Here is a 23167-nt window from a genome sequence, read left to right as displayed (position 1 = left end):
CGACAGGTCGGTACCGGAAAGATCCTGTCGCGGCTGAAGCCGCTCCTACAAAACAGCAGCAACGCCTCTTTCCCCCGTACCACCCAAGGAACTCCCATGCTGACCGCGCTCGGTTTCGGAATGGTCATCACCTTCATGTACCTGATCATGAGCAAGCGGCTGTCGCCGCTGGTCGCCTTGATCATCGTGCCGATCGCCTTCGCGCTGGCCGGCGGCTTCGGCACCGGCATCAACGAGATGATGCTGGAAGGGATCAAGAAGATCGCGCCGACCGGCGTGATGCTGATGTTCGCGATCCTGTACTTCGGGGTGATGATCGACGCCGGCCTGTTCGATCCGCTGGTGCGGCGCATCCTGCGCCTGGTCAAGGGCGACCCGATGAAGATCGTGGTCGGCACCGCGGTGCTGGCGCTGCTGATCTCGCTCGACGGCGACGGCTCCACCACCTACATGATCACCGTGTCGGCGATGCTGCCGCTGTACCGGCGCATCGGCATGAACGCGCTGAACCTGACCTGCGTGACCATCCTCGCCGGCGGGGTGATGAACCTGACCCCGTGGGGCGGGCCGACCGCGCGCGCGGCCACCGCGCTGCACGTGGACCCGGCCGACGTGTTCGTGCCGCTGGTGCCGGCGATGGCGCTGGCGATCGCCGGCATCCTGCTGCTGGCCTGGTATCTGGGCATGCAGGAGCGGCGCCGGCTCGGCGTGGCCGCGCTGCCGGGCGACACCTGGATGGACAGCAGCGTGGCCGACGACGGCGACGCGCTGCCGACCGTGGAAGACGCCGAGGACATCAAGCGGCCGAAGCTGCTGTGGGTGAACCTGGTACTGACCCTGGCGCTGATGGCGGCGCTGGTGGTCGGCGTGCTGCCGATGCCGGTGCTGTTCATGATCGGCTTCGCGCTGGCGCTGCTGATCAACTATCCGAACCTGGCCGAACAGCGCCGGCGCCTGGTCAACCACGCCGGCAACGTGCTGTCGGTGGTGTCGCTGATCTTCGCCGCCGGCGTGTTCACCGGCATTCTCTCCAACACCGGCATGGTCGAAGCGATGTCGCGCAGCTTCCTGGCAGTGATTCCCGATGCCTGGGGTCCGTACCTGGCGGTGATCACCGCGCTCGCCAGCATGCCGTTCACTTTCTTCATGTCCAACGACGCGTTCTACTTCGGCGTGCTGCCGATTTTGTCCGAAGCGGCCAGCCACTACGGCATCACCCCGGTGGAAATGGCGCGCGCCTCGCTGGCCGGGCAGCCGGTGCACCTGCTCAGCCCGCTGGTGCCATCGACCTATCTGCTGGTCGGCCTGGCCAAGGTCGATTTCGCCGACCACCAGCGCTTCACCATCAAGTGGGCGGTGCTGGTGTCGTTGCTGTTGATGGGCGGCGGCTTGTTGTTCGGCCTCTTTCCGCTGGCGCGCTGACCGCCGCCCGGGATTGGGAATTCGGGATTCGGGATTCGTAACAGCCCAGGCCCGTTCCGCTTGTCCAATCCCGAATCCCCACTCCCGAATCCCAACTCCGAAGGAGTTCTTGCATGACGCTACGAATCGCCTACGTCACCAGCGGCATGGGCAGCATCGGCACCGCGATCTGCCAGAAGCTGGCGCGCAACGGACATACCGTGGTCGCCGGCTGCGGCCCCAATTCGCCGCGCAAGTCGGCGTGGCTGCGCGAGCAGCGCGAACTGGGCTTCGACTTTGTCGCCTCCGAAGGCAACGCCACCGACTGGGACTCCACCGTCGCCGCGTTCGCCAAGGTCAAGGCCGAGGTCGGCGAGATCGACGTGCTGGTCAACAACGCCGGCGGCAGCCGCGACACCCTGTTCCGGCAGATGAGCCGCGAGGATTGGCAGGCGGTGATCGCCAGCAATCTCAACTCGCTGTTCAACATCACCAAGCAGGTGGTGGACGGCATGACCGCGCGCGGCTGGGGACGCATCGTCAACATCGGCGCGGTCAGCGCGCAGAAGGGCCAGATCGGGCAAATCAACTACGCCACCGCCAAGGCGGCGATGCAGGGCTTCAGCCGCGCGCTGGCGCAGGAAGTGGCCTCGCGCGGGGTCACCGTCAACACGGTATCGCCCGGCTACATCGCAAGCGCGGCGATCAGCAGCTTTCCGCCGGACGTGCTCGACCGCCTGGCGACCTCGGTGCCGCTGCGCCGGCTCGGCAAGCCCGAGGAAGTGGCCGCGCTGTGCGGCTGGCTGACCTCCGACGAAGCGGCCTACGTCACCGGTGCCGACTACGCGGTCAACGGCGGCTTGCACATGGGCTAGGCCGGCACCGCCTCACGGGTTGGCGCTGGCATCGCAGCGGCTGGCATACACTGCCGATTCCGCTCCCTGCGCCAGCGCCGACACCGCATGTCCGACAAACCCGACCGCACCGCGCCAGGCGCGCGCCTGCAGATGGCCGACATCGCGCGCATGGCCGGCGTGTCCGAATCCACCGTCTCGCGCGCGCTGGCCGACAACCCGGTGGTCGCCCAGCGCACCCGCGCCTATATCAAGCAACTGGCCAGCGAGGCCGGTTATCGCGTCGATCTGGCCGCGCGCAGCCTGCGCTCGCGGCGCTCCAACATCGTCTGCGTCGCGGTGCCGCTGATGCACGCGCACGAACAGCCGCTGTCGGACCCGTTCATGATGACCATGCTGGCGCTGCTCGCCGACGCGCTGACTTCGCGCGGATACAGCATGCTGCTGTCCAAGCTGGACCGGCACCAGGACCATTGGGTCGAAGACCTGGCGCACGGCAGCCGCGCCGACGGCGTGATCATGCTCGGGCAGAGTTCCGAGCATGCCGCGCTCGACGCCGCCGCGCGCGGCGGCCTGCCGATGGTGGTGTGGGGCAGCCGCATCGACGGCCAGGCCTACGTCAGCATCGGCAGCGACAACCTGCGCGGCGGCGAGCTGGCCACCGCGCACCTGATCGAGATCGGCCGCCGCCGCATCGCTTTTCTCGGCGACGAACAACTGCCGGAGGTGGCGCCGCGCTTCGCCGGCTACCGGCGCATGCTCGAGCGCCACGGCCTGGAGTTCGATCCGCGGCTGCATGCGCGCAGCCACTTTCTCAGCGAGGACGCCTATCGCCTGACGCGGGCAATGTTGAAGAAGGCCGATCCGCCCGACGCGGTGTTCGCCGCCTCCGACGTGATCGCGCTGGGCGCGATCCGCGCGCTGACCGAAGCCGGCCACCGCGTGCCGCAGGACATCTCGCTGGTCGGCTTCGACGACATCCCGCTGGCCACCTACAGCCAGCCGCCGCTGACCACGGTGCGCCAGGACCTGGCGCAGGCGGCGAGGCTGCTGGTGGACGGCGTGCTCGGCCTGATCGACGGGCAACCGCTGCAATCGGTGGAACTGGCGGTTAGCCTGGTGGTGCGTGATTCGGCTTGAGGCCGGGATTGGGGATTCGGGATTGGGGATTCGCAAGAGCGGATGTGCGAACTGAGGCGGCGCTAGCCGACCGGTTTTTTAATCCCGACCCGCGAACTTCAACGCGCAGCGCTGCGCTTTTGCAAATCCCCAATCCCGAATCCCGAATCCCGGCCCTGCCTCACCAACAGCATCGCCACCGCCGCCATCAGCATCAGCGCGCCGGCCAGGCGGATCACGTTGCGTGGGTCGCCGTGCAGCAAGGCGTCGTAGTACAGCGGCAGGGTCACGATCTGGATCAGCATCGGCAGCACGATGAACAGATTGAACAAACCCATGTACACGCCGGTGCGCTCGGGCGGGATGCTGTCGGCCAGCATCAGGTACGGATTGCCCATCATGCTCGCCCAGGCCAGGCCGATGCCGATCATCGGCAACAGCAGCAGCCAGCGGTCGTGGATCGTGGGCAGCAGGCACATGCCGATGCCGGCGGCGAGCAGGCACGCCGCATGCGTGGCCTTGGGGCCGACACGGCGCGCCACCGGTACCATCGCGAACGCGGCGACGAAGGCGACGAAGTTGTAGAAGCCGCCGATCTGGCCGTTGACCAGCCCGGCTTCGCGGAAGCCGTGCGAATCCGGCTCGGTGGTGCCGAACAGCGTGGTCGACAGCGACAGCACGATGTACTGCCAGTAGCAGAACATCGCGTACCACTGGAACAGCATCACCAGCGCCATCTGCTTCATCGTCGGCGGCATGTGCCGCACTGCATCGGCGATCTCGCGCAGCGTTGCCAGCGGCCCCACTGGCGCAGCGCGCAGGCGCTCCAGTTCCAGCGGCGGCAGCACCGGCTCGCGCACGCTGCGCGCGGTGAGCAGGATCGAGGCCGCGGAGAAGCCCGCGCCGATCGCGAACGCGGCGATGGTGACGTAGGGAATATGGTGCGCATTGGCCGCGTCCTGGTTCATGCCGAACCACACCAGCAGCGGCGGGGTCACGTAGGCCAGGGTCTGGCCCAAGCCGGTGAACGCGCTCTGGGTGAGATAGCCGAGCGGGCGCTGGCGCGGCGCCAATACGTCGCTGACCAGTGCGCGATACGGCTCCATCGCCACGTTGTTGGCCGCGTCCAGCATCCACAGCAGGCTCACCGCCATCCATAGCGCCACGCTGAAGGGCATCAGCAGCAAGCACAGGCTGCACACCAGCGCGCCGACCAGCATGTACGGCATGCGCCGGCCCCAGCGGGTGACGGTGCGATCGCTCAGCGCGCCGACCACCGGCTGCAGCACCAGCCCGGTGATCGGCCCGGCCAGCCACAGGTACGGCAGGCTGGCGTGATCGGCGCCCAGGTAGTTGTAGATCGGGCTCATGTTGCTCTGCTGCAGACCGAAGCTGTACTGCACGCCGAAGAAACCGGCGTTGAGCGCCAGCACGCGCGACAGCGGAAGCAAGGGGCGATCGGAGCGCATGGGCATCAGCCTGACAGGAAGAAGCCGAGGACGCCGCGGGCGGCGCGCCACGGCGGCGGAGCGGATGTTGGGATTTATGCAATCGTTTGTAACGCTGCATTGCACCATGATTTTCTCGAAAAAAGCCGCGTTCAAACATTTTCTACAGCGACTCCCGCAATTTTTAAAAGATAAAATTGCAATCGATTGCAAAAGGCCGTATCACTGCGCCACCCCACCGCCTGTCCGGCATGGGCGCCGCGCCGGTCCACGCCGTCGCACGCCGCATGCCGGCCCTACCCGCGTCACCCCTCGCTTCGGGAGAGATAGCGATGCACCACCCTTCGATCCGCCTGCATACCCTGGCCTGGGCCGTCGCCGCGGCCCTGGCCGCCCCGGCCGCCTTCGCTCAGGACGCGGCCGCGCCTGCCGCCCAGCCCGGTCCCGCGCAGGCCGACGTGGTCAGCCTGGATTCGGTGTTCGTGACCGGCACCGCCAGCGCCAAGAGCAAGCTCAAATCCAGCGTGTCGGTCAGCACCGTCGGCGCCGAAGCCATCGAGCAATCCGCGCCGCGCTCGACCGCCGAGATCTTCCGCAACATCCCCGGCATCCGTTCCGAATCCAGCGGCGGCGAAGGCAACGCCAACATCGCGGTGCGCGGCCTGCCGGTGGCCTCCGGCGGCGCCAAGTTCCTGCAGTTGCAGGAAGACGGACTGCCGGTGCTGGAATTCGGCGACATCGCCTTCGGCAACGCCGACATCTTCCTGCGCGCCGACTACAGCCTGGAGCGCATCGAGGCGATCCGCGGCGGCTCGGCCTCGACCTTCGCCAGCAACTCGCCCGGCGGCATCATCAACTTCATCAGCAAGACCGGCGACACCGCCGGCGGCAGCGTCGGCCTCAGCCGCGGCCTCGGCCGCTTCGACAACACGCGCCTGGACTTCGACTACGGCGCACCGTTCGCCGAGCACTGGCAGTTCAACGTCGGCGGCTACTACCGCCGCGGCGACGGCGTGCGCGACGCCGGCTACGCCACCGACAAGGGCGGCCAGCTCAAGGCCAACCTGACCCGGCTGTTCGACAACGGCTACGTGCGCGTCTACGCCAAGTACCTCAACGACCGCGCCGCCGCCTACACCCCGGTGCCGACCCTGGTCAGCGGCAGCGACGGTTCGCCGCACTTCCACGATGTGGGCAGCTTCGACCCGGGCAGCGACACCCTGTACAGCCCGTATTTCCGCAGCAGCAACAGCCTGGACGGCAGCAACCGGCTCACCCGCGTCGAACTCGGCGACGGCATGCACCCAGTGTCGCGCGCGATCGGCGCCGAGGCGCAGTTCGACATCGGCGGCGGCTGGACCCTGACCGACAAGTTCCGCATCGCCGACACCTCCGGCCGCTTCGTCTCGCCGTTCCCGGCCGAGGTGGCCGACGCCGCCAACCTGGCGGCGGAGATCGGCGGCGTCGGCGCCACGCTGCGCGATGCCGACGGCCAACCCTACAGCGGCCAGGCGGTGCGCACCCACCTGTTCAACACCCGCATCAACGACCTCGGCAACGCGGTCAACGACCTGAGCCTGGCGCGCGACTTCGGCAACGGCACTGGCGGCAACGTCAATCTCAAGGCCGGCCTGTACAGCTCGCGCCAGGTCATCGACATGGACTGGACCTGGAATTCCTACGTGCAGTCGGTGTCCAGCCGTTCGCGCCTGCTCGACGTGGTGGCCGCCGGCGGCAGCCTGCTCTCGCAGAACGGCCTGTACGCCTACGGCGTGCCCTACTGGGGTACCGACAACACCCGCCACTACGACGTGCGCTACACCATCAACGCGCCGTACGTGGCGCTGGGCTGGGACCAGGGACCGTTGAGCGTGGACGCCAGCGTGCGCTACGACATGGGCAAGGCACGCGGCGACACCGCCGGCGGGCTGCTGGTCGACAATCTCGATGTCGATGGCGACGGCGTGATTCAGGCGCCGGAGCGCAGCGTGGCGACGATCGACTACGCCAACCGCAAGCCGGTGGACTACGACTGGAACTACCTGTCGTACTCGCTCGGCGGCAACTACATGCTCAACGACGATCTGGCCGCATTCGCCCGCTACAGCCGCGGCGCGCGCGCCAACGCCGACCGCCTGCTGTTCGGCGTGGTGCGCGACGACGGCTCGGTGTCCTCCGACGAAGCGGTGAACTTCGTCAAGCAGCTCGAGGGCGGCCTGAAGTGGCGCGCCGGCGGCCTGAGCGTGTTCGCCACCGCCTTCGCCGCGCGCACCCAGGAACAGAACTACGAGGCCACCAGCCAGCGCTTCTTCAACCGCACCTACAAGGCGCACGGGCTGGAGCTGGAAGCGGCCTACCGCAGCGGCGGCTTCGCCATCAACGGCGGCGCGACCTGGACCGATGCGACCATCGACAAGGACCAGATCACCCCGGCCAACGCAGGCCACACGCCGCGCCGCCAGGCCAGGTTCGTCTGGCAACTGACTCCCAGCTACCGCGGCGAGCGCTACGAGGTGGGGATCAACGCGATCGGCACCAGCTCGGCCTACACCCAGGACAGCAACCAGTTGAAGATGCCTGGCTACACGCAGGTGAACCTGTTCGGCAACTACCGCGTCAGCGATGCGCTGACGCTGTCGCTGAACGTCAACAACCTGTTCGACGCCTTCGGCCTGACCGAGGCCGAGGACGCGAGCATTCCGGACAATGCCATCATCCGTGCCCGCTCCATCCCCGGCCGTACCGCCAGCGTCGGTGTGCGCTACGATTTCTGACCCAAGGAGCCCGTCGCGCCCGGCTCCCGGGCGCGGCCCATCATGAACACCGCTTTTCCTCTCTTCGATCACGCAGGCATGCAGGCGGCACTGGCCGCACAGCCCGGCGCGCACGCGCGCTACGGCGCCCATGGCCCACGCCTGTTCGCCGCCCTGCAGGCCCTGTACGGCGAGCATCCGCACTACGCGCAATGGCTACCGCGCTGGCTCGATGCGGTCGCCGCCACGATCCGCGCGCGCCCGCCGGCACTGGCCGAACTGGATGCGGCGCGCGCGCCGGACTGGTTCGGCGAGCCGTCGATGCTCGGCTACAGCGCCTACGCCGACCGCTTCGCCGGCACCCTGGCCGGGGTCGGCGAACGCGCGCCCTACCTGCAGGAACTGGGCGTGCGCTACCTGCACCTGCTGCCGTTCCTGCGCATGCGCGACGGCGACAACGACGGCGGCTTCGCGGTCAGCGACTACGGCCAGGTCGAGCCACGGCTCGGCGACAACGCCGACCTGGTCGCCCTGACCACGCGCCTGCGCGGCGCCGGCATCAGCCTGTGCGCCGACTTCGTGCTCAACCACACCGCCGACGACCATCCCTGGGCGCTGGCCGCCAAACAGGGCGACGCGCGCTACCTGGACTACTACCACCACTTCGCCGACCGCGACCTGCCCGACCGCTACGAACGCACCCTGGGCGAAGTGTTCCCGCACACCGCGCCGGGCAACTTCACCTGGGTCGAGGACGCCCAGGCCTGGCTGTGGACCACGTTCTACCCGTATCAATGGGACCTGGACTGGAGCAACCCGGCGGTGTTCGGCGAGATGGCCTTGGCCCTGCTGCAGTTGGCCAACCTGGGCGTGGAAGTGTTCCGGCTGGATTCCACCGCCTACCTGTGGAAGCGCGAAGGCAGCGACTGCATGAACCAGCCCGAGGCGCACACGATCCTGCAGGCGTTGCGCGCACTCACCGACATCGCCGCGCCGGCGGTGCTGCTGAAGGCCGAGGCGATCGTGCCGATGGCGCAGCTGCCGCCCTACTTCGGCGACGGCAACGCGCGCGGCCACGAATGCCAGCTGGCCTACCACAGCACGCTGATGGCCGCCGGCTGGGTGGCGCTGGCCGCGCAGCGCGGCGACATCGTGCAGGGCGCGATCGCACAGACGCCGGCGTTGCCGCCGGCCTGCGCGTGGCTGAGCTACGTGCGCTGCCACGACGACATCGGCTGGAACGTGCTGCAGCGCGAAGCGGCCGGCGGCGAGCACACTGCGCCGTTCGACATCGCGCACGCCGCACGTTTCTTCGCCGGCGGCGTGCCGGGCAGCTACGCGCGCGGCGAAGCGTTCCAGAGCAGCGGCGACGGCGTGCACGGCAGCAACGGCATGAGCGCCGCGCTGGTCGGCATCGAAGCGGCGCTGGCCACCGGCGACGCCGCAGCCCTGGAACTGGCGATCCGGCGCCTGCTGCTGTTGTACGCGGTAGCGCTGGCGATGCCCGGCATCCCGCTGCTGTACATGGGCGACGAACTGGCGCTGGGCAACGACGCAGACTATCGCGGCGATCCGCTGCGCCGCCACGAAGGGCGTTGGCTGCACCGTCCGGCGATGGACTGGGAGCGCGTCGCTAGGCGCGACGACCAAGCCAGCCTTTCCGGCCAGGTCTACACCCGCCTGCGGCGGCTGATCGCCGCGCGTGCGGCGACCGCTGCGTTGGCTGCCGGGCAACCGCTGCGGGCGTTGCCGCTGGGCGATCCGGCCTTGCTCGGGATCGCGCGCGGCGCAGACTTCGTCGCGGCCTACAATTTCAGTGCGCAACCGGTGGCGATGGACCGCAGCGCATTGGGCACTGGCGAATGGCAGGTCATCGCCGACGGCGGACCCGACGCGGCCACGCTGCAGGAATGGGATGGCAGCTTGCCGGCCTACGGCCTGCGCTGGTGGCGGCGCGGCTGAGCGCGGAGTACGCCCTGCCGACGCCGCGGACTCGCGAAAGCGCTGCACGGAAGCAGCGCTTTCGAGGATTGGACCGCGGACGCACGGAGCCGCAGCCGCGATCCGGCTCCGATGCAGTCGGGACTGAAGTCCCTCCAACACAAAGCAGCGATGCCTGCGCGGCAAAGCGCACTTGTGGGAGCGACTTCAGTCGCGACGCACGAATCCGCAACGGGTCGATCCCGAAAACGGTCGGGACCGAAATCCCTCCTACAGAAGGCAAGCCGGCGCGTCTTGCCTAGTCCTTGAGCCAGCATTGCGACACGCGCCCGGCATCCGCCAAAAAACGCGCGCCACAGACACTCACTTGCCCAACAATCCCAGCAAGGCCTTCGCCGCCTCCTCGGACGAAGCCGGGTTCTGGCCGGTGACCAGTTTGCCGTCCACCACCACGTGCACGCCCCAGTCGGCGCCCTTCTCGTACAGTCCGCCGAGGCGCTGGAACTCGTCCTCGATCAGGAACGGCACCACCTCGGTCAAACCGACCGCAGCCTCTTCACCATTGGTGAAACCGGTGACGCGGCGGCCCTTGACCAGCGGCGCGCCATCGGCGGCGGTGACCCGGCGCAGCGCGCCCGGCGCGTGGCAGACGAAGCCGATCGGCTTGCCGGCACGCTCGAACGCCTCGATCAGCGCGATCGACGTGCGGTCCTCGGCCAGATCCCACAGCGGGCCGTGGCCGCCGGGATAGAACACGCTGTCGTAGTCGGCCATCTGCACGTCGGCCAGCGGCCGCGTGCTCGCCAGCTGCCGCTGCGCGTCCGCATCGGCCTTGAAGCGCTGCGTGGCCGCGGTCTGCGCATCGGCCGCGTCGCTCTTCGGGTCCAGCGGCGGTTGCCCACCCTTGGGCGAAGCCAGCGTGATCTCGGCGCCAGCGTCCTTGAACACGTAGTACGGCGCGGCGAATTCCTCCAGCCAGAAGCCGGTCTTGTGGCCGGTGTCGCCGAGGCGGTCGTGCGAGGTCAGCACCATCAGAATTTTCATGTGAATGTCCCTTGTTTGCGTGGAAATGGCGGCCATGCGCTGCAGGCCAGGCGCGCAGTATCGGCACGCATGCATTCGCGGCGGGTGAGCGCGGCGCGCTGGCGTTCAGGCGCCTTCGGCGCCGTCCAGCTGATCCATGCGGATGCGGTTGGCGAACAGCGAGAACGCCAGCATCCCGGCCAGGCCGCTGGCGCGCGCGACCCAGTTCGGCAACCAGCGCGGCGACGCCAGCACGCCGGCCTCGAACAACGGCGCGAACGCGGCCACGTCCTCCAGCGCCATCTTGCCGGCGAACAACCAGCGGCACAGCGGCAGGCGATCGCGCTGCAAGGCCTGGCGGAAGAAGGTGTGCACCGAGACCAGCCCACGCAGATACACCGTGTCCTTGGTGAAAGCGGCACCGCCGCCAGTCGGCACGCCGCGGAACACGCGCTGCGCCGAGGAAAAACTCTCCGCCGGCGACTGCCCGGCTGCATCGAAATAACGGAACACCTCAATGAAATCGGCACCGCCGCGCGCCAGCGCGATCGCCTCGATGCGCAGGCTGATCCGCTTCATGCGCGCGATGTCGATGCTGCCGGTGATCTGCTCGGCGAAGGTCGCCAGGCCCTCCTGCGTGGCGGTGACCCGCGGCGACGACAAGGCCAGGCTCGGCAGGTGCGCCTGCTCGCGACCGTTGAGCGCGGTCAGCGAATGCACCAGCGCCTCATGGTGGAACAGCTGCGCGCGATCGTAGTCGCTGAACGAGGCGCCGGTGCGCAGGCGGATGCGGTGCGCGCCTGCCGCGGCCTTGGCCAGCAGCTCCGGATCCAGTTCCACCGCGATCACCCGCGCACCGAAGAATTCGTCCAGATCGCGTTGCAACAGCAGGCGCAGCGCCGTCGCCGACACCGGCACCTGTTCTTCGGCCGATAGCAGTTCGCGGTCCAGGTCCTGCGCGATATGGATGAAATGGCGCGCGGCATCGCGGGTGGTCGGGCCATGCCCGGGCATCGGATCCTCGGGCACGCCGAACAGCTGCGCCGAGTACGTGCCGACCGCCGGTGTGCCCAGCGACTCCAGCAACGCCGCGGCCAGGTCCCAGCTATGCGCGGAGGCTTGCAGATACGCGCCCAGCGGATGCGTCGGATCGGCCGCCTGCGCGATCGCCGCCAGCTCGCGGCGCATGTCGGCGAAATCCAGCCGCGGGTACTGCACCTGCGGCAGCTGCGGCTGGCCGCGCGCCACGCTGTCCAGGAACGGCGCCTGCACCGCCGCCGGCCAGCTCGCCAGCGCCAGCAGGCGGATGCCGCGCACCGCCTTGACCAGGCGCGCGTCCAGCGCGGCGTGGTGCAGGATCTCGGCAGGCAGCGCGGTCATCGCGGTCATCGCGAGCGTGGCGGGCGGGCGCGGCCGCTCAGCGGCGCTGGTTGCGCGGCGGCGGCCGCTTGCCGCCGGGCTTGCCCGCGCCGGGCCGGCCCGATCTGGCAGCGTCTGCGTTCTGCGCCTGGCGCTGCGCCAGCTTGCTGGCGGCGCCGGCGACTTCCTCGCGCAGCTTCATGTAGTTGGCCAGCCGCGCCTCCTCGATGTCGCCGCGCTCGATCGCCGCCTGCACCGCACAGCCCGGTTCGGCCTGGTGCGCGCAATCGTTGAAGCGGCACTGCGCGGCCAGCGCCTCGATGTCGGCGAACCCGCCCTCGGCCAGGTCTTCTTCGCCGGTGGGCTTGAGCTCGCGCATGCCCGGGGTGTCGATCAGGCAGGCGCCGGACGGCAGCGGCAGCAGCGCCCGATGGGTGGTGGTGTGGCGGCCGCGCGAATCGTTCTCGCGCACTGCCGCGGTGCGCATCTTCTCCACCCCGAGCAAGGTGTTGGTGAGGGTGGACTTGCCGGCGCCGGAGGAGCCGACCAGCACCGCGGTGCGCCCGGCGCCCAGCCACGGCCGCAGCGCCGCCACGCTGTCGGGGTCCTTGGCGTTGACGGTCAGCAGCGGGATCGACTGCGCAGCCAACTCCTCCAGCACCGCCAACGCATCGTCGGCGTATTCGGTGAGGTCGGCCTTGGTCAGGATCACCACCGGCTCGGCGCCGCCGCCGCCGACCAGCAGCAGGTAGCGCTCGATGCGCCGCGGATTGAAGTCCGCATCCAGGCCGCAGACGATGAACACCGTATCGATGTTGGCCGCGATCACCTGCTGGTGATAGTGCTCGCCGGCCGCGCCGCGCTTGATCGCGGTGCGCCGCGGCAGCAGCGCGACGATGCGCTTGTCGTCCTCCAGCAGCACCCAGTCGCCGACCGCGGCGCGCTCGTGGCTGGGGAAGCGCGGCCGCTGCCATTCCGGCAGCGACTCGACCTTGAAGCCGGCATCCACCGCATCGGCCACCACGTAGCCGGTGCGATGCTGCTCGCTGACCCGCGCCGGCCGCGCCAGCGGATGCGCGGCCATCGCCGCCAGCCAGGCCGGTTCTTCCGGCATGCCAGGCCAGGGCCAGCCGATGGGGCGCAGCGCGTCGAAGTCGATCTGTGGGGAAGTCATGGGCGGATTCTAGACGGTGCGGGCCCCGGCCCGGCCGCCATGTCACATTTCCGTTACCATGCCGGTTCCACGCCCCCACCGGCCTATGCGATGCCCACCCTGCCGATCAAGCCGCTCGCGATCCGCGAACGCCTGTCCGAAGTCCGCTACGAAATCCGCGGCGAACTGGCGCGGCGAGCCCGGGAGTTGGAGGCGCAGGGGCGCAAGCTGATCAAGCTCAATATCGGCAATCCCGGCGCGTTCGGGTTCCGCGCGCCGGAGCACCTGCAGCGCGCGATCGCCGACGACATGGGCCGCACCGATCCCTATACCCACCAGCAGGGCCTGCCGGAGGCGCGCGAGGCGATCGCCGCGGCCTATGCGCGGCGCCAGCACCCGGACGCGCATCCGGACCGCATCTTCATCGGCAACGGGGTCAGCGAGCTGATCGACCTGTCGCTGCGCGCCCTGCTCAATCCCGGCGACGAAGTGCTGGTGCCCTCGCCCGACTATCCGCTGTGGTCGGCCGCCACCATCCTCAACGATGGCCGCCCGGTGTACTACCGCTGCGCGCCGGAGAACGGCTTCCAGCCCGATCCGGTGGAGATCGAGACGCTGGTGTCCTCGCGCACCCGCGCCATCGTGCTGATCAACCCGAACAATCCCAGCGGCGCCAGCTATTCGCGCGAACTGCTGGAGAAGATCGTGGCGATCGCGGCCAAGCACAACCTGCTGCTGATGGTCGACGAGATCTACGACCAGGTGCTGTACGACGGCGCCGACTTCGTGCCGGTCGCGCCGCTGGCCGGCGAGCACCCGTGCATCAGTTTCGGCGGCCTGAGCAAGGTGCACCGCGCCTGCGGCTGGCGGGTGGGCTGGGCGCTGCTGTCCGGCGCCGCCGAGCGCGTCACCGAATTCCGCAACGCGATGGATCTGCTCGGCGCGCTGCGGCTGTGCGCGAACGTGCCGGGCCAGTACGCGATCGACGCCGCGGTCAACGGCCCGGATACGATCTCGCCGCTGTGCGCGCCGGGCGGGCGCCTGTACGAAACCCGCCGCGCGGTGATCGAGGCGTGTGCGGCCAGCGAGCACTTGTCGCTGGTGCAGCCGGCCGGCGCGCTGTACGCGTTCCCGGCAGTGGTCGGCGCGGCCGCGCGCAATTTCGACGACCACGATTTCGCGCTGGAGCTGATGAACGACGAGGGCGTGCTGGTGGTGCCCGGTTCCAGCTTCAACGTGCCCTACCGCCACCATTTCCGCGTGACCCTGTTGCCGGAAGCGGCGGTGATGCGCGAGGTGTTCGCGCGCATCGACCGGGTGCTGGCGCGCCGCGCCGACGCGGCGACCAAGGTGGTGCCGCTGAAGCAGCGCAGCGTGGCTGGGGGGCGGTGAATCGAGAATGGGGAATCGGGAATGGGCAAGCGTTGAGGCGTTGCTGCGATTTCCGGTGCCGGTGACCCGGTCGTCTTCGGTGCCGTCGCGATGAGCCAGGCCAGCTTCGCCACGCTCCAGCATGCCCCGCTGCGCTATCTGGCGCTGGGCGATTCCTACACCATCGGCGAAGGCGTGGCCGACGCCGGGCGCTGGCCGCTGCAACTGGCCGCGGCGCTGCGCCATGACGGCATTGCCATCGCCGATCCGCAGATCGTCGCCACCACCGGCTGGACCACCGACGAACTCGCTGCCGGCATCGATGCCGTCGCGCCGCAGGGGCCGTTCGCGCTGGTGACGCTGTTGATCGGGGTCAACAACCAGTACCGCGGGCGCGCGCTCGACGAGTACCGCGCGCAGTTCGCCACGCTGCTGCAACGCGCGATCGGCTTTGCCGACGGCCAGCCGCGGCGAGTACTGGCGGTATCGATCCCGGACTGGGGCGTGACCGCGTTCGCGCAAACGCCCGAACACGATCCGGTGCGCATCGGCACGCAGATCGATGCGTTCAACGCGGCCGCGCAGGCCTGCTGCCAGGCGCGTGCGGTGCGCTTCGTCGACATCACCGCGGCCAGCCGCGATGGCGGCGGCAGCGCCGCGATGCTCGCCGCCGACGGCCTGCATCCATCAGCGGCGATGTATGCGCGCTGGACCGGCCTGCTGTTGCCTGCGGCGCGCGATGCGTTAGCCTAGCGGAGTACGACGCCCCGCTGCCAAGGACCGACATTGCGCGACGCCAGCACCATCCAGCCCATGACCCGCCCGCAGGCCCTGGCCATCGCCCGCGCCTTCCTGCCGACGCATCCGCTCGGCAACCGCTACGACTACTACTACACCCGCACCAAGCTGCGCACCGATCCGCTCTATCCCGGCGTGCTCGCCGCGCTGCGCGGCACCGACGCGCCGATCATGGACCTGGGCTGCGGGCTGGGCCTGCTCGCGCATGCGCTGCGCGCCGACGGCCAGCGGCAGCGCTACCTCGGCGTTGACATCGACGCGTCCAAGATCCGCCGGGCGCTCCGCATCGCCGCGCGCAGCGAACTGCACGACACCCGCTTCGACGTGGTCGATCTCGGCCAGGCCTGGCCTGAGCACAGCGGCAGCGTGGCGATCCTGGACGTGCTGCAGTACCTGGACGCCGCCATGCAGGCCAACCTGATCCGCAGCGTGGCGAAGATGCTCGGCCCTGGCGCCAAGCTGGTGATCCGCAGTGCCCTGGGCGATGCCAGCGGCCGCGGCCGCACCAGCCGCGTCACCGACGTGCTCGCGCACCTGGCCGGCTGGATGCAGGAAGTGCCCAAGTGCTATCCGACCCGCGACAGCCTGGAAGCCCAGCTCGGCGACGCCGGGCTGCGCGCCACGTTCGCGCCGCTGTACGGCAACACGCCGTTCAACAACTGGCTGATCGTGGCCGAACTGCGTTGACGCGGCTGGCCACGCGCCTTTACGCCTGGGAATACACCAAGCAGCGCCATTTCGACATTGCATGCACTGCCGTCGCCAGACGCCTGGCGACGCGGAAACGCTGTGCATCGGTTGCGTGCACGTATTGCAGCTCGAGTCCGCACCGCATTTCCACGGTCACCGGCAACTGGCGAGGCGCGTGACGTCTATACTGCCGCGCCGTCGCTGGCGCATCGATAGCGCCGCTTGGATTCCACGGATGGAAATGCAAGCTTCGGCAATGTGTAGCGCACCGCTCATTCAGTGCGAACGCGCCGACCTGCCGAGCCGGATCCACATCCGCGATCGCTGCCATGGCAACGCATGCCGACGCGGCAAGCGCCGCGCGCGCAAACCGCATCACGCTCTCCTGCGCGCATCGGCGCCGGAACGATCCTGTCCCCCCTCGGAGTCCCCATGACATCCCCAACGCTTCCTCCCTATTCCGGCCTCGGCATCGCCTCGTTCGCGGTCAGCCTGATCGCCGCGGTGCTGACGCTCGTGCTGATCGGCGTCTGCGCGGCGCTGGTCTATTCCCAGCCCGACAGCCTGGACGAAGACTCGCCGCTGGCGATGCTGGTCGGCATGGCGATGATGGTCGGCGTGTTCGCCGAGTTGGCCGCCGCCGCGCTCGGCATCGGCAGCCTGTTCCAGCGCGACCGCAGGAAGCTGTACGGCGTGCTCGGCCTGATCTTTGCGATCGCGACCCTGGTCGGCGTCGCCGCGCTGATCGTGTTCGGACTCATCCAGGGCAGCTGAGCCCGGCGCGAACGCGAGCTGCTCGCTTGCGTCGCGATTCACAGGGACTACAGTGCAGACAGACCAGCACGTTTGCGGCCGGGGCATACCAATCGTGCAGGCGCGCTAGCCCGGCAGTGTGCTGACCAAGCCTTTGTCGCGCATCGCCTGCAACACGCCTTCCACGATCGCCAGGTTGTGCCCGTGCGCCGCGCCTTCGTGCAGCAGCACGATCGCACCGGGGGTCAGATCGCGCGCGATGCGCGCCACGGTTGCGGCGGGATCGCAGTTCACGCCGTCGAAGCCGCGCGCGCTCCAGGCGACCCGGGTCAGGCCATGTGCGCGCAGCGGCGCGGCGACGAAGGGGTTGGTCATGCCTACCACCGAGCGGTACCAGCGCGGCGCGGTGCCGGCGATGGCGCCCAGCGCCTGCTGCGCCTGGCCGATCTCGCGCGCCATGCGCCGCGGCCCCAGCGCCCAGAACCAGGCCTGCGGGTGGGTGTGGCTGTGGTTGCCGATGCCGTGGCCGCGGCGCAGGATCTCGCGCACCAGTTCCGGGCGGGCAGCAGCGCGCACGCCGACCAGGAAGAAGGTGGCCTTGGCCTGGTGGCGGTCGAGCAGGTCCAGCAGCGGCGCGGTGTCGTCGGAAGGGCCGTCGTCGATGGTCAGCCACACCCGCGGGGCGGTGCCGGGCAGGCGGCTGAGCACCGGGGCGTACAGCCAGGCCCGCGGCAGGAACACCGGCAGCACCAGGGCCGCATGCGAGGCCAGCAGCGCCGGCAGCCCGACCCGCCAGCCCCAGTGCCACCAGATCGCCGCGACCAGCACCTGCGAGGCCAGCGCCACAGGCAACCAGCGGTAGGGGTGACGGGGGATGCGATGCAGCGTTTCCGGAACTGTCATGCCCCATGATGCCATGCGGCGTAGAATGACCGGTCCGACTCAGCGACCGAAATCACTGCCATGTCCCTCGATCCCGCCCTGCGTTCCCGCATCGAAACGCTGCTCAATTCCAACCGCGTCGTGCTGTTCATGAAAGGCCAGCCGAGCATGCCGCAGTGCGGCTTCTCCGCCAAGGCGGTGGGTGCGCTGAACGAACTGGGCGTCGACTTCGCCCACGTCAACGTGCTGGCCGACCAGGACATCCGCGAAGGCATCAAGGCCTACGGCGACTGGCCGACGATCCCGCAGCTGTACGTGGACGGCGAACTGGTCGGCGGCAGCGACATCATCCTGCAGATGGCCGGCAGCGGCGAGCTGAGCGAACTGCTCGGTGTGCAGGCGCCGGACCGCACCCCGCCCTCGATCACCATCACCGACGCCGCCGCGGACATGCTGCGCGGCGCGCTGGCCGATGCCCCGGGCGCGACCCTGGCGCTGGCGATCGATGCGCAGTTCCAGCCGAACTTCCAGCTGGCCCCGACCGACCCCAACGCCATCGCCGCCGAGTCCAACGGCCTGCGCGTGCAGTTCGACCTGGCCAGCGCGCGCCGCGCCGAAGGCATCACCATCGACTGGGTCGACGACCTGCGCGGCCGCGGCCTGGCGATCGACAACCCGAACGCGCCCAAGCCGGTGCAAGAGCTGAGCGTGCGCGACGCCGACGACCAGGTGCGCGCCGGCGGCCTGATCCTGGTGGACGTGCGCCCGCCGGAAGAGCGCGCGATCGCCTCGGTGAACGTGCCGTTCCGCACCCTGGACGGCGACCAGCGCGCGCAGCTGGAAGCGCTGCCGAAGGACACCGCATTGGCGTTCCTGTGCCACCACGGCGGGCGCAGCGCGCAGGCCTCCGAGCAGTTTCGCGCACTCGGCTTCAGCCGCGTGCACAACGTGGTCGGCGGCATCGATGCCTGGGCCAATGACGTGGACAGCAGCGTGGCCAAGTACTGAGCCAGCAGCACGCGATACAGCGACATCACGGCGGGCGATCCAGCGGGTCGCCCGCTTTTTTTGCGATACGGTTTTTGCGCTTCCGGGGAGGAAGCAAGCCATGGCACGCACACTGAAACGCTGGACCGCAGCACTGATCGGCCTCGCCGCCCTGCCTGCCGTCGCCGCACCAACCGCACCGGCGCCGCAGACGGTGATCTACGTCACCCCGGTCTCGGACGAGGCGAAGGTGATGAGCTATATCCCGGTGCGCGGCGCGCCGTCGGAAGAAGCCGAACTGGGCGCCTGGCGCGGGCTGAAAAAGCCGCTGCGGGTGTTCGACAAAGGCGCCGAGGACGGCATGGCGACGCCGCTGGCGTTCTCGGTCGACGACAACACTATGTGCGGCGGCGACCTGCGCGTGCGCCTGAAGACCGCGCATGGCGCCACCTTCGCGCACGATGCCCTGCTCGCCTCGTTCGACCTCAATCCCGGCCAGCGCTTCACCCGCCACGATCTGGATGCCACGCAGCGGCGTGCGCTGTTGCAGGTGGTCGGCAACGATCCGTCGGTGCGCAAGCGCCTGCCTGCCGCGGCGCTGAAGCGGCTGCTGGCGCATCTGGCCGCGGCGCCGGCCGACGAGAAGCCGGCACTGACCGTGATCGCCGATGCCAAGCAACCAGGGCACGACGTGGCGCTGGTCACCGCCAGCGTCTACGACCCGGCGCCGGCAGCGAACGCGGACGGCGCCTCACCCAAGCTGACCACCCTGCTGGCGGTGCTGGAACGCGGCGACAGCGGTTGGCGCATGCGCAAGATCCTCGCCGACTACGGCTGCGACGATTGCGAAGGGCGCAAGGACAACTATGCACTGCTGCAGTTCGCCGATCTCGATGCCGACGGCACGGTCGATTTCCTGATCCAGCACAGCGGCTACGAGACCTACGGGTTCTGGCTGCTGCACCTGGTCGATGGCCAATGGCGCAGCGACGACCTGGTCGGCGGCTGCTGAGCGCGAAAACGCTCGGCGCTGCACTGTAGGAGCGGCTTCAGCCGCGACAGACTCTCCGGATAAACCCTGTCGCGGCTGGAGCCGCTCCTACAACAGCGCAAACGTCGGCGCGCCCCTCAACCGGCGAAACCGCCCTCGTCCAGGAACCGCTGCTCGTCCTGCGTGCTCTCCCGCCCCAGCGCCGCATTGCGATGCGGGAAGCGGCCGAAGCGCTGGATGATGTCCTCGTGCTGCGTGGCCCACTGCAGGCTGTCGGCATCGCCGAGCGCGCTGAACAGCTCCACCGCCTCGCGCTGCAGGCCCGGATCCTCGGCGTGTTCGTACGGCAGGTAGAAGAACATGCGCAACCCCGGCTCGACCTGCTGGTCGAAGCCGGCCGCCAACGCCCATTGCGCGTAGCGCCGCGCCAGGCCATCGGTGGCGTAGGCGTGCGCGCTGCCGCGGAAGGCGTTGCGCGGCACCTGGTCGAGCAACAGCAGCAGCGCCAGCGCTCCCTCGGCGCTGCCCATCCACGCCGCGTACTCGTCCCGCGCCGCGGCGTGATGCGCGTCCAGCAAATTCTGGCGGACGTTCGCATCGAACGAGTCGTTGGCGGCGAACCAGCGTTCGCGGCCGGCGCTGCGCCAGAACTCCACGACATCGCAGGGCAGGATCTCGGTCATCGCATTTCCATCGGTCGGCAATCGGCCTCTATACCCGATCCGGCGTCGGCATGCGGTGTGCGCCGCGGTGGCGCCGGCGCGCGGCGGCCGCCGCCCGCACTTGGCAAGCGCGCCGGCTCGGGCTAGCGTGCGCAAGCGGCGCCAACGCTGCAGCCAAACATCCGGGGAAAATCTGATGCGTCATCTGTTGCTCGCCTGCCTGGGCGTGGCGCTGTGCGGCCCTGCCGCGGCCGCCTCGCGCTTCGTCGAAGACCCTTACCCCAGCACCTACCGGCCGCTGGCCTCCACGCCGGTGCTGATCGAACACGCCACCGTGCTCACCGGCACCGGCGAGCGCCTGGACGATGCCGACGTGCTGCTGCAGGACGGCCGCGTGCAGGCGGTGGGCCGCGCGCTCGCCGCCCCGGCCAACGTCACCCGCATCGACGGCCACGGCAAGTGGGTCACGCCCGGCATCATCGACGTGCACTCGCACCTGGGCGTGTACGCCAGCCCTGGCGTCAGCGCGCACAGCGACGGCAACGAGATGACCGCGCCGGTGACGCCCAACGTCTGGGCCGAGCATTCGATCTGGCCGCAGGATCCGGGCTTCGGCACCGCGCTGGCCGGCGGCGTCACCTCGCTGCAGGTGCTGCCCGGATCGGCCAACCTGGTCGGCGGCCGCGGCGTGACCCTGAAGAACGTGCCGGCCACCACCTACCAGGCGATGAAGTTCCCCGGCGCGCCGTGGGGCCTGAAGATGGCCTGCGGCGAGAACCCCAAGCGCGTGTATGGCGAGAAAGGCGGCCCGGCCACGCGCATGGGCAACGTGGCCGGCTACCGCGCCGCGTTCATCGACGCCAGCGAATACCTGCGCAAGAACGCGCCGAAGAAGAAGGCGCCGGAAAAGCGCCATTGGTGGAGCCGCGGCGCCGGCGACAACGACAGTTCCGGCGACAGCGGCGGCAAGCGCGACCTGAAGCTGGACACCCTGGCCGGCGCGATCAACGGCGACATCCGCGTGCACATCCACTGCTACCGCGCCGACGAGATGACCACCATGCTCGACCTGGCCAAGGAATTCGGCTTCAAGATCGCCGCCTTCCACCACGGCGTGGAGGCCTACAAGATCGCCGACCGGCTGGCCCAGGAAAACGTCTGCGGCGCGCTGTGGGCGGACTGGTGGGGCTTCAAGATGGAGGCCTTCGACGGCATCCAGGAGAACATCGCGCTGGTCGATCGCCCGGCCAACGGCTGCGCCATCGTGCATTCGGATTCGGAGGAAGGCATCCAGCGGCTCAACCAGGAAGCGGCCAAGGCGATGGCCGCCGGGCGCCGTGCCGGCATCGCCATCGCACCCGAGCGCGCGATCCGCTGGCTGACCAGCAATCCGGCCAAGGCGCTGGGCATCGAAAAGCAGACCGGCTCGCTGGAGCCGGGCAAGATGGCCGACGTGGTGGTGTGGAACGGCAGCCCGTTCAGTTCCTACGCGCTGGCCGAGAAGGTCTACATCGACGGCGCGCAGGTCTACGACCGCGCCGACCGCCGCCTGCAACCCACTTCCGACTTCATGCTCGGCCAGGAGGCTGCCCCATGAGCCGCTCCGCTCCGCCCTCGCGCCGTCTGGCGCAACGCCTGCTCATCGCGGCCTGTCTGACCCTGGGCAGCGCGCCCGCGTTCGCCCAGGACGTGCTGATCCGCGGCGCCACCGTGCATACCGCCAGCGCCCGCGGCACCCTGCAGAACGCCGACGTGCTGGTCCAGGGCGGCACCATCCGCGCGGTCGGCAGCGGCTTGTCGGCACCGGCCGGGGTCGCGGTGATCGAGGCCAAGGGCCGCCCGCTGACTCCCGCGCTGTTCGGCGGCATCACCGAGATCGGCATCGAGGAAGTGTCCGGCGAGTCCTCCACTGTGGACAGCGCGCTGAGCCTGCCGCACGACCAGCCGATGCGCCCGGAGTTCGACGTGACCCTGGCCTACAACCCGGATTCGGTGCTGATCCCGGTCGCGCGCGTGGAGGGCATCGGCTTCACCGCGCTCGGCGCCAACAGCGGCGGCGCCTTCATCGCCGGCCAGGGCGCGGTGATGCGCCTGGACGGCGGCGCCGACCCGATCGGCCCGCGCGCGCTGTACGTGCGCCTGGGCAGCGACGCGCTGGAACTGAGCGGCAAGTCGCGCGCCGCGCAGTGGATGCTGCTCGACCAGTTGGTGGCCGAAGCGCGCGGACGCATGCCGGCCGACTCGCCGCATGCCTTGCTGACCCCGGCCGGGCGCGCCGTGCTGGCCAGGTACCTGGCCGGCCAGGGACGCATCGTGGTGGCGGTGAACCGCGCCGCCGACATCCGCCAGCTGCTGCGCTGGGCGCAACGCGAGAAGGTGCGCATCGCCATCGCCGGCGGCGACGAGGCGTGGAAGCTGGCGCCGGAACTGGCCAGGGCGCAGGTGCCGGTGTTCGTCAACGCACTGGACGACCTGCCGGCCAGCTTCGACCAGATCGGCGCCACCCTGGAGAACGCCGCGCGCCTGCACGCGGCCGGCGTCGCGGTGAGCTTCACCCAGGGCGGCGACGGCTCGCACAACGCGCGCAAGCAGCGCCAGCTGGCCGGCAACGCGGTGGCGCACGGCCTGCCCTGGGAAGACGGCCTGGCCGGCCTGACCCGGGTCCCGGCCGAGGCGCTGGGCGTGGGCGACAGGCTGGGCAGCATCGCCCCCGGCAAGCTCGCCGACCTGGTGCTGTGGGAAGGCGATCCGCTGGACGTGGCCCACTACGCCGAGCAGGTCTGGCTGGGCGGCCGCGCGATGCCGATGCGTTCACGCCAGACCGAACTGCGCGACCGCTACATGAAGCAGGCCGGCGCGCTGCCGCGGGCGTATACGCAGTAGCGCGCGAGCGGTACAGGCGGTGCGTGCCGCGACGCATGACGTCGCGACACGCAGCGTGGCCCGGCTGCTGCTCTGCAAGCGTCCGCGGTTCCGCCGCGA

General features: G+C 69.6%; 19 protein-coding genes. 13 read left to right on the top strand and 6 right to left on the bottom strand.

Translation table 11 applies throughout. The features are described from left to right. Positions 1-96 precede the first annotated feature (96 nt). The 3 genes from HEP74_RS04065 (at position 97) to HEP74_RS04055 (ending at position 3395) form a co-directional block, all read left to right on the top strand. Entirely contained in the window at positions 97-1422 is a 1326-nt protein-coding gene (locus HEP74_RS04065) for a CitMHS family transporter (protein WP_185815300.1), read from the top strand. Between the two features lie 113 nt (positions 1423-1535). After that, positions 1536-2276 carry an acetoacetyl-CoA reductase gene (phbB, locus tag HEP74_RS04060; RefSeq protein ID WP_185815299.1) on the top strand — a complete coding sequence of 247 codons (741 nt, stop codon included), beginning with the start codon at positions 1536-1538 and terminating at the stop codon, positions 2274-2276. A gap of 87 nt (positions 2277-2363) precedes the next feature. Further along, on the top strand, positions 2364-3395 hold the full coding sequence (locus HEP74_RS04055) for a LacI family DNA-binding transcriptional regulator (protein ID WP_185815298.1): 1032 nt from the start codon (positions 2364-2366) through the stop codon (positions 3393-3395). A 98-nt stretch (positions 3396-3493) separates the two neighbouring features. Here HEP74_RS04055 and HEP74_RS04050 read toward each other — a convergent pair whose 3' ends face one another. Continuing rightward, positions 3494-4843, bottom strand: coding sequence for an MFS transporter (locus tag HEP74_RS04050; protein ID WP_185815297.1), 1350 nt, complete (start codon positions 4841-4843; stop codon positions 3494-3496). Positions 4844-5154: 311 nt separating this feature from the next. On the opposite strand from HEP74_RS04050, the gene HEP74_RS04045 reads away from it, so the two are divergent. Both HEP74_RS04045 and HEP74_RS04040 read left to right on the top strand, forming a co-directional pair. Beyond that, positions 5155-7596 carry a TonB-dependent receptor gene (locus HEP74_RS04045; protein ID WP_524540762.1) on the top strand — a complete coding sequence of 814 codons (2442 nt, stop codon included), beginning with the start codon at positions 5155-5157 and terminating at the stop codon, positions 7594-7596. 78 nt (positions 7597-7674) lie between these two features. Beyond that, on the top strand, positions 7675-9537 hold the full coding sequence (locus HEP74_RS04040; RefSeq protein ID WP_185816495.1) for an alpha-amylase family glycosyl hydrolase: 1863 nt from the start codon (positions 7675-7677) through the stop codon (positions 9535-9537). A gap of 342 nt (positions 9538-9879) precedes the next feature. On the opposite strand, the gene HEP74_RS04035 is transcribed toward HEP74_RS04040, so the two are convergent. The 3 genes from HEP74_RS04035 to rsgA form a co-directional block, all read right to left on the bottom strand. Then, positions 9880-10560 carry a type 1 glutamine amidotransferase domain-containing protein gene (locus HEP74_RS04035; protein ID WP_185815296.1) on the bottom strand — a complete coding sequence of 227 codons (681 nt, stop codon included), beginning with the start codon at positions 10558-10560 and terminating at the stop codon, positions 9880-9882. Between the two features lie 105 nt (positions 10561-10665). Beyond that, a complete protein-coding gene (locus HEP74_RS04030) occupies positions 10666-11919 on the bottom strand; it encodes a flavohemoglobin expression-modulating QEGLA motif protein (RefSeq protein ID WP_185815295.1) in 1254 nt (417 codons plus the stop codon). 37 nt (positions 11920-11956) lie between these two features. Beyond that, entirely contained in the window at positions 11957-13072 is a 1116-nt protein-coding gene (gene rsgA / locus HEP74_RS04025; protein WP_185815294.1) for a ribosome small subunit-dependent GTPase A, read from the bottom strand. A gap of 90 nt (positions 13073-13162) precedes the next feature. Between rsgA and HEP74_RS04020 the strand changes: the two genes are divergently transcribed. The 4 genes from HEP74_RS04020 to HEP74_RS04005 all read left to right on the top strand — a co-directional run bounded on the left by HEP74_RS04020 (position 13163) and on the right by HEP74_RS04005 (position 16684). Beyond that, the gene (locus HEP74_RS04020) at positions 13163-14443 is read left to right on the top strand and encodes a pyridoxal phosphate-dependent aminotransferase (RefSeq protein WP_185816493.1); all 1281 of its coding nucleotides are present in this window, start codon (positions 13163-13165) and stop codon (positions 14441-14443) included. Between the two features lie 90 nt (positions 14444-14533). Then, positions 14534-15175, top strand: coding sequence for an SGNH/GDSL hydrolase family protein (locus HEP74_RS04015; protein WP_185815293.1), 642 nt, complete (start codon positions 14534-14536; stop codon positions 15173-15175). Between the two features lie 60 nt (positions 15176-15235). Then, on the top strand, positions 15236-15907 hold the full coding sequence (locus HEP74_RS04010; protein ID WP_185815292.1) for a class I SAM-dependent methyltransferase: 672 nt from the start codon (positions 15236-15238) through the stop codon (positions 15905-15907). A gap of 435 nt (positions 15908-16342) precedes the next feature. Then, positions 16343-16684 carry a hypothetical protein gene (locus HEP74_RS04005; protein ID WP_185815291.1) on the top strand — a complete coding sequence of 114 codons (342 nt, stop codon included), beginning with the start codon at positions 16343-16345 and terminating at the stop codon, positions 16682-16684. 105 nt (positions 16685-16789) lie between these two features. On the opposite strand, the gene HEP74_RS04000 is transcribed toward HEP74_RS04005, so the two are convergent. After that, positions 16790-17581, bottom strand: a complete 792-nt coding sequence (locus HEP74_RS04000; RefSeq protein ID WP_185815290.1) for a polysaccharide deacetylase family protein — start codon at positions 17579-17581, stop codon at positions 16790-16792. A 45-nt stretch (positions 17582-17626) separates the two neighbouring features. Here HEP74_RS04000 and grxD point away from each other — a divergent pair, with 45 nt between their 5' ends. Both grxD and HEP74_RS03990 read left to right on the top strand, forming a co-directional pair. Continuing rightward, positions 17627-18553 (top strand): Grx4 family monothiol glutaredoxin, encoded by a 927-nt coding sequence (gene grxD, locus HEP74_RS03995; RefSeq protein ID WP_185815289.1) that lies wholly within the window; start codon positions 17627-17629, stop codon positions 18551-18553. 100 nt (positions 18554-18653) lie between these two features. Continuing rightward, a complete protein-coding gene (locus tag HEP74_RS03990) occupies positions 18654-19544 on the top strand; it encodes a hypothetical protein (RefSeq protein WP_185815288.1) in 891 nt (296 codons plus the stop codon). 116 nt (positions 19545-19660) lie between these two features. Here the strand turns inward: HEP74_RS03990 and HEP74_RS03985 are convergent, their stop codons facing one another. Continuing rightward, entirely contained in the window at positions 19661-20206 is a 546-nt protein-coding gene (locus HEP74_RS03985) for a DUF924 family protein (RefSeq protein WP_185815287.1), read from the bottom strand. A gap of 175 nt (positions 20207-20381) precedes the next feature. Between HEP74_RS03985 and HEP74_RS03980 the strand changes: the two genes are divergently transcribed. Together HEP74_RS03980 and HEP74_RS03975 are read left to right on the top strand one after the other, a co-directional pair. Beyond that, positions 20382-21782, top strand: a complete 1401-nt coding sequence (locus HEP74_RS03980; protein WP_185815286.1) for an amidohydrolase — start codon at positions 20382-20384, stop codon at positions 21780-21782. Beyond that, positions 21779-23068 carry an amidohydrolase family protein gene (locus tag HEP74_RS03975; RefSeq protein WP_185815285.1) on the top strand — a complete coding sequence of 430 codons (1290 nt, stop codon included), beginning with the start codon at positions 21779-21781 and terminating at the stop codon, positions 23066-23068. Before HEP74_RS03980 ends, HEP74_RS03975 begins: the two co-directional genes overlap by 4 nt. The last annotated feature ends 99 nt before the right edge of the window (positions 23069-23167 follow it).

The sequence above is a fragment of the Xanthomonas sp. SS genome, assembly GCF_014236835.1.
In the GTDB taxonomy this organism is placed as follows: domain Bacteria; phylum Pseudomonadota; class Gammaproteobacteria; order Xanthomonadales; family Xanthomonadaceae; genus Xanthomonas_A.
This window is presented reverse-complemented; position numbering and strand designations above follow the sequence as displayed.